At 41.4% G+C, this 12093-nt stretch carries 10 protein-coding genes; 9 read left to right on the top strand and 1 reads right to left on the bottom strand.

Annotated elements, in window-relative coordinates; genetic code table 11:
• The first annotated feature begins 29 nt into the window (after positions 1-29).
• The 7 genes from dacB (at position 30) to GZ22_RS07580 (ending at position 7288) form a co-directional block, all read left to right on the top strand.
• Positions 30-1511 carry a D-alanyl-D-alanine carboxypeptidase/D-alanyl-D-alanine endopeptidase gene (gene dacB / locus GZ22_RS07550; RefSeq protein ID WP_038560716.1) on the top strand — a complete coding sequence of 494 codons (1482 nt, stop codon included), beginning with the start codon at positions 30-32 and terminating at the stop codon, positions 1509-1511.
• Positions 1512-1665: 154 nt separating this feature from the next.
• Entirely contained in the window at positions 1666-2007 is a 342-nt protein-coding gene (locus GZ22_RS07555; RefSeq protein ID WP_038560718.1) for a hypothetical protein, read from the top strand.
• A 332-nt stretch (positions 2008-2339) separates the two neighbouring features.
• Positions 2340-2660 (top strand): PadR family transcriptional regulator, encoded by a 321-nt coding sequence (locus GZ22_RS07560; protein WP_038565765.1) that lies wholly within the window; start codon positions 2340-2342, stop codon positions 2658-2660.
• Positions 2660-3184, top strand: a complete 525-nt coding sequence (locus GZ22_RS07565; protein ID WP_038560720.1) for a DUF2812 domain-containing protein — start codon at positions 2660-2662, stop codon at positions 3182-3184. The genes GZ22_RS07560 and GZ22_RS07565 overlap by 1 nt, the downstream gene beginning before the upstream one ends.
• Positions 3185-3494: 310 nt before the next feature.
• Positions 3495-4472, top strand: coding sequence for a ring-cleaving dioxygenase (locus GZ22_RS07570; protein ID WP_038560722.1), 978 nt, complete (start codon positions 3495-3497; stop codon positions 4470-4472).
• A 106-nt stretch (positions 4473-4578) separates the two neighbouring features.
• The gene (locus GZ22_RS07575) at positions 4579-5040 is read left to right on the top strand and encodes a CBS domain-containing protein (RefSeq protein WP_038560725.1); all 462 of its coding nucleotides are present in this window, start codon (positions 4579-4581) and stop codon (positions 5038-5040) included.
• Positions 5041-5140: 100 nt separating this feature from the next.
• Positions 5141-7288 (top strand): type IA DNA topoisomerase, encoded by a 2148-nt coding sequence (locus GZ22_RS07580; protein ID WP_038565766.1) that lies wholly within the window; start codon positions 5141-5143, stop codon positions 7286-7288.
• A 35-nt stretch (positions 7289-7323) separates the two neighbouring features.
• On the opposite strand, the gene GZ22_RS07585 is transcribed toward GZ22_RS07580, so the two are convergent.
• Positions 7324-8166, bottom strand: a complete 843-nt coding sequence (locus tag GZ22_RS07585) for an aldo/keto reductase (RefSeq protein WP_038560728.1) — start codon at positions 8164-8166, stop codon at positions 7324-7326.
• A 234-nt stretch (positions 8167-8400) separates the two neighbouring features.
• On the opposite strand from GZ22_RS07585, the gene GZ22_RS07590 reads away from it, so the two are divergent.
• Both GZ22_RS07590 and GZ22_RS07595 read left to right on the top strand, forming a co-directional pair.
• Positions 8401-9531, top strand: coding sequence for a GAF and HD-GYP domain-containing protein (locus GZ22_RS07590; protein WP_038560731.1), 1131 nt, complete (start codon positions 8401-8403; stop codon positions 9529-9531).
• A gap of 295 nt (positions 9532-9826) precedes the next feature.
• The gene (locus tag GZ22_RS07595) at positions 9827-12082 is read left to right on the top strand and encodes a glycoside hydrolase family 3 C-terminal domain-containing protein (RefSeq protein ID WP_038560734.1); all 2256 of its coding nucleotides are present in this window, start codon (positions 9827-9829) and stop codon (positions 12080-12082) included.
• Positions 12083-12093: the final 11 nt, after the last annotated feature.

Consider the following 12093-nt stretch of genomic DNA (forward strand, 5'->3'; position numbering starts at 1 on the left):
AGTAGGATATGCAAAAGGAGGAGTTGCTGATGCTTCGCAAAGTGATGTGGGTTTTAGCTCTAGGACTGCTGCTTTTTACATGTATGATACCTCATACACATGTCCACGTAGCCGGAAAAGAGGATAAGATGATAGATAGGTTAACAGATTATCTGGCAAATGAAGAACAGTTACAAGGAGCAGTCTTTGCAATTCATATTACTGACGAACAATCAGGAAAGACAATTTTTGAAAAAAATGCTGACCAGCGTATGCGTCCTGCATCTAATATGAAGCTTTTGACTGGTGCTGCTGTACTGGATGAATTGGGACAAGACCATCGCTTCGAAACGATAGTTGCAACTGACGGACAGATAAAAAGCGGTCAACTCAATGGGAACCTATATTTGATTGGTAAAGGAGATACTTCTCTTACATACGAAGATATACAGCGACTGGCAAATCAGCTCCATGAATTAGGGATAAGGAAGATCAACGGTGATATCATTGCAGATGATACGTATTTTGATCAAGAACGCTACAGTGAGGATACAACTTGGAAAGACGAATCAGCTTATTATGGCGCTGCTATCAGTGCCCTGACAGTAGCGCCTGATACTGATCATGACACGGGAACTGTGAAGGTCATGGTGAATGCAAGTTCCTCATCAGGTAAACCGGAGGTAAAGGTGGTACCGGAAACGGATTACGTTACGATTCAAAACAATGCAGTTATAGCACCCGATAACGAAGAAGCTGAGCTAGAAGTAACTCGAACTCATGGAAGTAATGACATTGTCATATCAGGCTCTATTGCAACAGGTGCAAACGAGCAGGAATGGGTTGCGGTCTGGGAACCAACAGAATATGTATTGCACCTTTTTCAAGACTATGTGAAGGCATCCGGTATCCAGGTAGAAGGTATTACTAAAACAGCCAAAGCACCGATGAAACACACAGAACTGCTCCGGAAAGAATCTGCACCGCTCAAGGAACTACTTATTCCTTATATGAAACTAAGCAATAACGGACATGCTGAGATGTTTCTAAAGCATATCGGCAGCAAGAAAAAAGCCGGAAACTGGGAAGATGGCATTAACCAGTTAGAACACTATCTCGATGGGATGAAGCTGCCGAAGGAAAAAATGGTCATAAGAGATGGATCTGGTTTGTCACATGTGAATGGGATAACCGCGAGGCAACTGACGACATTGCTTACAAGAGTACAACAGGAGTCTTGGTTTCAAGCATTTAAAACATCTCTTCCTGTTGCAGGAAAGGCGGAACGCATGGTCGGTGGAACACTCCGCAATCGCTTTGTCGACACGGATCTTGCTGGGAAGATCGAAGCAAAGACGGGCACGCTTACCGGAGTTAGTTCGTTATCGGGTTATATGGAAACAAAGTCGGGTGAACGTGTAGTTTTTTCTATCCTGTTAAACGGAATGCTGGATGAAGATGAAGGACCGGTCATTGAAGAAGAAATATTGAAAATTGTTTATGAAGAGTTGAAAAGTATGCATACAAATTGAGGAATATAGACAGGATATCAGCAAGCGGATAGCGAAATGTTTTAATTAGAAACAAAGAAGTGAGTGAGGTAGCGCCTTATACCGCGCTGAATTATATCGCTTGCTTTGAGTTTCAGTTTACTAAAGCTAGATATAAGGAAAGAAGGAGATAACGGTGAAACAAAGCCGCATGGAAGCAGAGCTATATTGTATCCATTGTCGCGAGGAGTCTCCATTTACCATTACGTACATCAACGATAAGCTTAAAACGATTTGTTGTACGCAATGCCATCACGCTATTGACGTCAGACTAGATTTGCAAAAGGAATTCAAGGAAGAATGGCAAAATCGTATTCTTTCAAAACCTTCCCGAATGACAACGGAGTATAAAGATGACCTAAGCCAATTTCTCTTTACGCTGCCAATCAGGCTAGCGAGCAAGCCATATCGATTATATCAGGACATTAAAGAATCGCGCATTATCATGCGGGATTTCAAGGATGTCAAGCATTGGTAAGTGCCTGGACAATTGTTCAGGCACTTATTTTTTGTGACTTGTAGAAGCGATCGGCACTTCTAATTGAAAACAGTAAACACAAAGCCAATGATGGTAAAACGATGAAAAAAGTCTTTCTAGTTTATTGCCGCAAACAAAGCAGCTGCTTATGTAAACAATGACAATGTTGTTCGCATTACCAGTCCTCGGTCGCGCTTTGCGGAAAGTATCGTCCGATATATTTCCACTTTAACATTTGGTATAGAAAAAATCGATAACCATAATTGTAAATATTATGTTATTCTATCGAGGTGCGATATATATCGCGCCTCGATATAAAGGAGGGTGAAATGTTGTCGAAAAAAGTGAAAGACTTGCTGCCTCTGACACATACTACCTATTATATTTTAATGGTTCTTAAGGAGCCGTTGCACGGCTACGGAATTATGAAAGAAGTAGAGATAATTAGTGAAGGGTCTGTCAGACTAGGGCCAGGTACATTATATGGAGTCCTTAGAAAACTTGAAAAACTGCAGCTGATTTGTCAAGTGGACCAACAGGATACGAAAAAGACATACCAGCTGACGGGTGTCGGGGGAGAATTATTAATTGCTGAATACGAGCGGCTTAGAAAGCTTGTTGAGATAAGTGAAAAGCAGTTAGGGGGAAAATAATGATAGAGAGAAAGAAGATAAGAAAATGGTTCTGGGCGTGGGATGACCAGAAAGAAGAGGTCTGGCTCCAGAAAATGGCCCAGGAAGGCTGGATACTGGAAGATTACAGATGGTTCAAGTATACGTTTAAAGCGGCGACGCCTTCTAAAATGGTGTATCGACTAGATCACCAAATGGGTTTTCCTGACAGAAGTTATTTTGATTTATTTGATATGGATGGATGGCATTTGGTCAGTTCGTTTGGAGGCTGGTACTATTTTTGCAAAGAAGATGATGGAACAGATAAATTAGAGATTTTTACTGATGTACAATCAAGAGCTGCTAAATACATACGTTTGTCGAATTATCTCTTATTTGTTTTGGCTATGTATGGTCTATCTTTGTGGCCATCCGTATTAATGAGTAGTAACGGATTACCTATCTGGGCAGAGGGATCAATTGCCGCTCCCATAACTATACTAAGTATATTCGGTATATATATGCTTAGAAGAAAAGCGAAGAAACTAAAAGAGCTTGTAATATAGAAATAGAGGTCATTCTGTTTGAGCAGAATGACCTCTATTGTTTTAGATAGAAATTGAAACTTACTTATGAACACGAAGACGCGAGGAGGCGGCGGACGGCACCAAAAACAGGTCAAAAACAAAAAAAGAAAATTTAACAAAAAGCAGTAGTATCACTTCAATTGAGTATAAAATTGAAATGAATTGATGTAATTGAAAAATATTAAGGTGTTTCTTTGATTTCTATCCATTTGACACCACACAGAGAATAAGTCATAATATATTTATCTCGAATTCGAGGTAATTCCATCAGCAGGCTGGAGTGATAAAGATGAATCATTTAAAAGGTATTCACCATGTAACAGCAATTACGAGCAGTGCAGAAAAAAACTATGAATTCTTCACATATGTACTTGGCATGCGTCTTGTCAAGAAAACAGTGAACCAAGATGACATCCAAACTTACCATCTGTTTTTCGCAGATGATAAGGGCAGTGCGGGAACAGATATGACGTTTTTTGATTTTCCAGGCATTCCGAAAGGAACACATGGGACAAACGAAATCTATAAAACTTCTTTCCGCGTGCCATCTGATGCAGCTTTGGATTATTGGGTAAAACGATTTGATCGCTTAGAAGTAAAACATCATGGCATCAAAGAGCAATTCGGAATCCAGACATTGTCCTTTGAGGACTTTGATGAGCAGCAATACCAGTTGATAAGTGACGAAAATGATAAAGGTGTGGCTTCCGGGACACCATGGCAAGACGGCCCTGTACCTTTAGAGTTTGCTATCACAGGACTTGGTCCGATTTTTGTCCGAACAGGACATATTGATTATTTCAAGGAAATGCTTGAAAAAGTACTTGTTTTCCGTCCGGTTGCACAGGAAGGTTCTTACTATTTGTATGAAGTAGGCGAAGGCGGAAATGGTGCAAGCATCGTTCTTGAGCACAATACAATTTTGCCAGATGGAAGACAAGGATTTGGCACTGTACACCATGCTGCTTTCCGTGTGGAGGATCGTGCAGTATTAGAGGAATGGATTGAACGGATGCACAGCTTCCAATTCCAAACTTCAGGATATGTGGATCGTCACTTCTTTGAATCCTTATATTCTCGAGTAGCACCAGGGATTTTGTTCGAATTTGCTACTGATGGCCCTGGATTCATGGGCGATGAACCATATGAAACGCTTGGAGAAAAACTTTCCTTACCGCCATTTTTAGAGCCAAAACGTGTACAAATCGAAAAACTTGTCCGTCCGATCGATACTGTACGCAGCACAAAGCAACTTGAAAAAGAATGAAAAAAAGACATCTGCTTATCGCAGATGTCTTTTTTTTAGCAGTTTTCGTCATGGAAGCGTATAATAAAGGTGTAGCATTCATCCCATACAGAAGGAAGGCTTTTTCATGAAAGCAAAAGACTTCATGATAACAGATGTAATAGCAGCGAGCGAACATGACACAGTCAAGCAGGTTTTGGAGACGTTTGTTGATCGGAGGATCAGCGGAATGCCGATACTGGATAAGGACCGGCGTATTGTAGGCGTCGTCAGTGACGGAGATATTCTGCGAGGGATCCAGCCGAAGGATACAGTCGTCTTCAACTACTTGCTAACTGTAAGCTTTAAAGCAGAGAAAATAGACAAAATCGTTAATGAACTAAAAGATCATCCGGTACTGAATCTCGCTAAAAGACGGGGAATAGTCACAGTCCATGAAGAGGACGAAATGGAAGAAGTGGTGAACATCCTGGCAAAACACCGGTTCAAAAAAATACCGGTTCTGAACGATCAAAAACAAGTGGTTGGAGTAATTAGCCGCGGGGATGTTCTTCGTACAATTCATTCTACTCTCTTGGGTGCACTTTAAGAAATATAGCACTGACTCTTTCATCAGAGTCAGTGCTTTTTTATGTTAAAATAGAAGTTATGAGCTTGATAGATTAAAGGAGTTTTATCTATATATGAGTATGACAGTCATATTGGCAGAAAAACCTTCCGTTGCGAAGAATATCGCCGATGCATTAAAAATTAAAATAAAACAGGACGGGTTTTATGAGGGTCCTGACTATATCATTACGTGGGCATTCGGTCATTTGCTGCAGTTGTTTGATGCGAAAGATTATGACACTGCTATGGCTAGATGGAAACTGGATAATTTCCCATTCGTACCTGATGCTTTCCAATATAAGATTAAATCGAGCCCGCGCAATCGCGACGCTGCCGATCCTGGCGCGAAAAAGCAAATCGCAATCGTAAAGCGCCTCATGCAAAGAAGAGATGTCGGAAGAATTGTGTCTGCATGCGACTATGACCGGGAAGGACAGCTGATCGGCGACAGTATCATCAACTATATCAAGCCGGACAAGCCAGTTTACCGGCTGTTGTTAAATGAGTGGACCGAACAGGAAGTACTGCGCGGTCTTCAATCACTGCGGCCAAACACAGAGTTGAAGCCTCTTTATGATGCCGGAATCGGCCGTCAATGGGCAGATTGGGTTATTGGGATTAACCTTACCTCGGTAGCGACACTGCGTTATCAGAGCGGTCGCGGACAAGTTCTTAATATCGGTCGGGTTCTTCTGCCGACGCTTAAGATCATCTATGATCGTGATGAGGAAATCCGACAGTTCAAGCCAGAACCATATTTCAAGCTGCTTGCAACCTTCCGTACGCCTGAAAAGGAATTCTATGAAGGTGTCTATAAAGAAGGAAAAACGGATAAATTCAAGGAAAGAGATCCACTTCAGGATATTCTCCAGCAAATCCAAGGCAAACAAGGCCAAATCAAGGATAAACAGACGGAAGAGAAGAAGGAATTCTGTCCGCCATTGTTCAATCTTTCTGGATTGCAAGGGTATATGACAGCAAGGTACAGCGGATGGACTTCCGATAAAGTACTGAAAGTGGCGCAAACGCTTTATGAGAAGAAATATATTACGTACCCACGAACATCCAGCACAGCATTAGAGGAAAGTCTTGTATCCAAGGCGGCGGGTGTATTGAAAAAAGTAGCAGCTGGATTGCCTTACGAATCAGAGATTAAATTCAGCCGGTCAAAACGGGTGTTCAATAACAGCAAGGTATCGAGCCATAGTGCGATCATACCGACATATGTACTGCCTAAAAGACTTACTCCCGATCAGGAGCTTGTATATACGGCGATTAAAAATCGTTTTATCATGCAATTCATGCCAGTCGCTGTGTATGAAGAGACAACTTTAGAAACCGTCATTCCGGATGTCTCGCTATCTGGCAGCTTTATCTCAAAAGGTCGTATCCAGCTTGTCGATGGCTGGAAGAAAGTCGAGAAGCAGCAGACAAAGGAAACATTGCTTCCAGATGTACAAGAAGGCATGTTGGTGGATACATGGGAAACAAGCGTCACTTCTCATATGACACAGCCACCAAAGCCGCATACGGAAAGAACGTTATTACGTGTTATGGAAACTTGCGGCAAAGGCAAACAGGATGAAGATGAGGTTGTCGAAGTTCTGCGTGGCTTTAGTATCGGAACTGCAGCAACCAGAGCAGAAACGATTAAGAAGCTGAAAGACATTCACTATATTGGTAATAAAGGAAAAGAACTTCACGTAACAGATACAGGAAAGAAACTTGTGGAAACGTTCCCGGTTAAGCCTTTATTCGATTTAAACTTTACGGGGCGACTCGAGAAGACATTAGCTGATATAGAGGATGCAAAAGTTGACCGAGAAGATTTTCTGGAGATGATTTTCTCCTTTACAAAGGATGCCGTGCAGACGATGAAACAGGATGAAGCTGCACCAATCCGAACAATCGAAAAGCAAACAATCACCCATGAAGTGCTAGGCAAGTGTCCCGCTTGCGGTGGTGAAGTTGTAGAAGGGTATAAAGGATTTGGCTGTAAAAATTACAAGAAAACCTGCAGCTTTATCATTTGGAAGAACGATAAATTCCTAGCAGCAGTGCGGAAGAAGCCAACAAAGACGATGGTAAAAGCTCTGTTGAAAAGCGGAACGGCCCATGTAAAAGGAATGACAAGTAAGCGTGGCAAAAAATTCTCAGCTTATCTTTCTTATGAAAAGAACCCAGACAATGACTATTACAGCTGGAAAATGGAATTTGAGAAAAAATAAAAAGAGCGATGTGTGACTATCACACATCGCTCTTTTTAAAATTCTTCGTAAACCGCTGGATCTTGGTCGGCGATCCGTCCGTCTGAGATCGTCAAACTGTTGATCTTCTCCATATCTGCATGATTCAGTTCAAAATCAAAGATAGCGAGATTTTCTACCTGGCGTTTCGGAGTAGCGGATTTAGGTATAGCGATGCTCCCTAGCTGATAGTGCCAGCGCAGTACAATTTGAGAGACAGTTCTGCCATGATTCTCGGCAATTTCAGAAAGCAAAGGGTGCTCAAGCAGATTCGTTTTTCTGCCAAGAGGACTCCATGACTCTGTTACAATGTCATTTTCTTCATGATACTGTCTTTGTTTTTCTTGGTTGAAGAAAGGGTGCAGTTCAATTTGATTGATGACAGGCAGTTCACCAGTTTCTGCCTTTAGCCTCTCCAAATGCTCCGGAAGGAAGTTGCACACACCGATGGAACGGATCAAGCCCCATTTACGAGCATCAAGAAGCGTCTGCCATGCTTCAACATAATGGTCTTGTTTTGGATTCGGCCAATGAATCAAATATAGATCATAATAATCGAGACCAGCTCGGTAAAGTGATTCCTGTATCGTTGTAATTGCATTATCATGCTGATGATATCGGCCTGGAAGCTTGGAAGTTACCAAAATCTCCTCTCGTGAAATACCGTGTTGTTTAATGGCCTGACCTACAGTTGCTTCATTTTCATAATTATAAGCTGTGTCCAAAAGACGATAACCTGCATCGATAGCGCTGCGTATAGCCTGAACACCCTGGCTTCCTTTCAAGCTGTATGTGCCGAAACCTACAGCAGGAAGAATTGTGCCGTCGTGCAGCTTTTTGGTAGGGATATTGTTATGCATTATAATTTCTCCTTTCCAATTCTACTTTCCAGCGTAGCATAAATGGAAAAGATTGTCCTAAGCTAGCTCTTTTATATACTTATTGCTATATAGATTTATTAATATCAGTCAAAGCCGCAGTTTAGTAGGAAAACAGCTTCTAATTTACCAGTTGTTCGCTTATACTTAAAACAAGGAATATCAGGAAGAACGTACCATGACGGAAGTATGAGTTCAGGGAAATGAGGAAGCGTTTTGACAACTATTACAAAGCTTGAGTCAAAAGTGAAAGAATTATCAAAACTGCTAGAAGCCCTGAAGGAATTGAATGCCGCAATTGATCTGCAAGATATTTTCCAGGGGATCCTAGATCAAATGGTAATGATTGCGGAAGCAAAAGAGGCAACATTATGGGTGCTTGAAAAAGAGAAGAACCAGATAGTAGCGAAAGCGTCCAGCGGGACTTCAACTGAATCACTGCCTACGTCCACGCTTTCAATTGGGGAAGGTATCGTTGGAAAAGTCGTTAAGACTGGTGAGGCAGAATTGATAACTGATACGGAGAATGTTATCAATAGTTCTGTAGCATATCTCAGCCCACGTAGCACTTCCATCCTTACTGTACCGCTTTTGGCGAAAGGGCAAATTATAGGAGCTATTCAGCTGAATGATAAAAAAGATGGAGGTCACTTCGACACTAGAGACAGAGAGCTTGCTGTCATACTGGCGGAGCAGTCAGCTTTATCTTTACATAATAGTCAAATGTACGATGAACTCTATAAGATGTTTGTCAGTATGATTCGTATGCTTGCAGAAGCACTTGATGCACGTGACCCGCTGACGAAGGGGCATTCAGAGAGGGTAGCTCGCTATGCCTGGCTGATCGGAAAAAGAATGAAGCTGGATGCTCAAGATTGTTTTGAATTATATCAGGCGGCTATTTTGCATGATATTGGAAAAATCGGTATCGAAGACCGAATTTTACGAAAGACGACCGGATTAACTGAAAACGAGTACGAGTTGATGAAAACGCATACTGAAATCGGTGCCCGTATCCTTTCCGCTATTCAGCCGAACCGTTTCTTTCAGAAATCAATTGATACAGCAATGCTCCATCATGAAAGGATGGATGGCAGCGGTTATCCAAAGCAACTGAAAGGCGAAGAGATTCCGTTATTTGCCCGCATAGTAGGCGTGGCGGATGCATTTGACGCGATGACAACGGTACGCACCTATAGTGAAGGAATGTCAGTACGCGAGGCCGCCGCTGAATTGATTCGTTGCAAAGGCAGCCTGTTTGATGCAGACATTGTTGACATCTTTATTGAAATTCTTGAAAATTGCTCTTATGATTTGCAATCATTCCCTAAAACAGATGCTGTGTGATAGCTTCAATATTCATTTATATTTAAAAGAAATTATATCTAGGTAGCTCGACTAATTGGTTGAGCTATTTTTTTTATAACTATTAGTATGCATCAATCATTTATCTTTGTGCCTGCAACTTATAAATTCTAATGAATAATAAATCCAAAGTTTTGCTTTTATTAAGTTGAGTATATTATCGTGATCCTCTTTCAAACGTATACCATTGAAGATTGCTTTGAGGTTTCAATACGCAGACAGGTTTACCTATTTCTCATTTATGGGTAAAAAATAATGATACGAACGGAGGAGAGTTATGAACAACAACATAGACGATATTATAGGAAAAATGACATTAGAAGAGAAAGTAAGATTTTGCTCTGGAACTAATTTTTGGGAAACAGAATCATTAGAGAGATTATCCATTCCATCTATGCGCTTTTCAGATGGGCCCAATGGGCTTAGAAAGTCTGGAGAGGATATTATCGCGATGTCAGAGAGTGAGGCGGCAACGTGCTTCCCTGCACCAGCTGCATATGCATCTTCCTGGAATAGAGAACTTGTAGCTAAATTGGGCAATGCAATCGCAGATGAAGCATTGGCGGCTGATGTACAGATCGTATTAGGTCCTGGTGTCAATATAAAACGTTCACCACTAGGAGGAAGGAACTTCGAATACTTGTCAGAGGATCCTTATGTAGCTGGAGAGCTTGCTGTAGATTACATAAAGGCCATGCAAGCTAAAGGCGTAGGAACGTCCGTTAAGCATTTTGCCGCAAACAACAGAGAATACCGCCGCATGGAAGTTGATACGATTGTCGATGAACGAACACTGCATGAGATATATTATCCTGCATTTGAAAAGGCTATAAAGAAAGCGCAGCCGTGGACGGTAATGACTGCATACAACAAGTTAAATGGTTATTATGCTTCAGAGCATGAAGAACTGCTTCAGCAAATATTGCATGACGATTGGAAATTTGAAGGATTTGTTGTTTCGGATTGGGGAGCAGTTGACGACCGGGTACAAGCTTTGAAGGCAGGTCTTGCTGTTGAAATGCCCCCTACAGGTGGCCTTTCCGATGAGAAAATAAAACTAGCTATAGAAGCTGGAGAATTAGACGAACGTGTATTGGACGAACGGTTGGCTGCCTATTTGAGAATCCTGTTTAAAACAACTGCCGTAAAACAGGAGAAAACTTATAACCAAGACGAACATCATGCCCTAGCAGAGGAAATCGCAACTGAAAGCATTGTTTTGCTTCGTAATGAGAAGAATATTCTGCCGCTAAACACAACAGATAAGGTGGCTATAATCGGAGACCTCGCTGACAACGTGCGGTATCGCGGCGGAGGAAGCTCTCAAGTAAATCCTACTAAGCTAGATACTCCGCTTGATAAGTTACGAGAAAAGGCAGGAGAGAACATTCAATTTGCTCGTGGTTATAGTATCGACGGAAAAGACGAGCAAGAACAGCTTATTAAAGAAGCTGAAAAAGTAGCTGAATCAATGGACAAAGTAATTCTTTTCTTAGGTTTGTCAGAGGAATTTGAATCAGAAGGTTTTGATAAGCTGCATCTCCGTTTGCCTGAAAACCAAGAACTTCTTGTTAAACGAATTACTGCTAAAAATCAAAATGTAATTGTCGTATTATCTAACGGATCTCCAGTAGAAATGCCGTGGCGTGACCAGGTAGACGGGATAGTAGAAATCTACCTAGGTGGCCAAGCTGTTGGAGGAGCGATTACTAAGATTCTCTATGGAGAAGAAAATCCTTCTGGAAAGCTTACTGAGACTTTTCCGTTAAAGCTAGAAGATACACCAAGCTACTTCAATTTTAATCAAGAGAAAAATCGCGTAGTTTATCAGGAAGGTATTTTTGTAGGGTATCGCTATTATGAGAAGAAAAACATGCCAGTTTTATACCCATTCGGCTATGGTCTATCTTATACAGAGTTTCTGTATGATAACTTGAAGCTTTCTGCTAACAAGCTTCAAGACTCTGATACATTGAATATAAGCTTCACCTTGAAAAATACAGGTAAGCGAGCAGGTAAAGAAGTGGCACAAGTGTATATTTCGGATCGAGAAAGCAGTAATGTTCGTCCCGTTAAAGAACTTAAAGGATTCGAAAAAGTGTTGCTTGCACCCGGAGAGAGTAAGACAGTGACTATTGAGTTGGATCCCAGAGCCTTTTCATTCTATGACCCGGAACAGCATGCATGGCGTGTAGAGACAGGTAGCTTTGATATTCTGGTAGGAAGCTCTTCTGAAGCGATTCATTTGAGTGAAACAGTTAAGGTTACAGAAACAGTTGCACCTAAGATGGTTTACGACAGAAACAGCACAGTATCAGATGTACTCGACGACCCGCAAAATCAAGACAAGATGGAGGAATTGCTTTTATCACTGCGAGGAAAATTATTATTGATTCCTGAAGATGAGGAAAATGTAGATAAGATGATGTTTCCAATGCTGAGCGATTTGCCACTCAGAGGGCTTATTATCTTTTCACAAGGGCAGTTCACAGACAAGGAATTGGACGAATTTATACAGTCACTCAATAACTAGTATAATACCTG

The sequence above is a fragment of the Terribacillus saccharophilus genome, from assembly GCF_000725365.1.
In the GTDB taxonomy this organism is placed as follows: Bacteria; Bacillota; Bacilli; order Bacillales; family Amphibacillaceae; genus Terribacillus; species Terribacillus saccharophilus.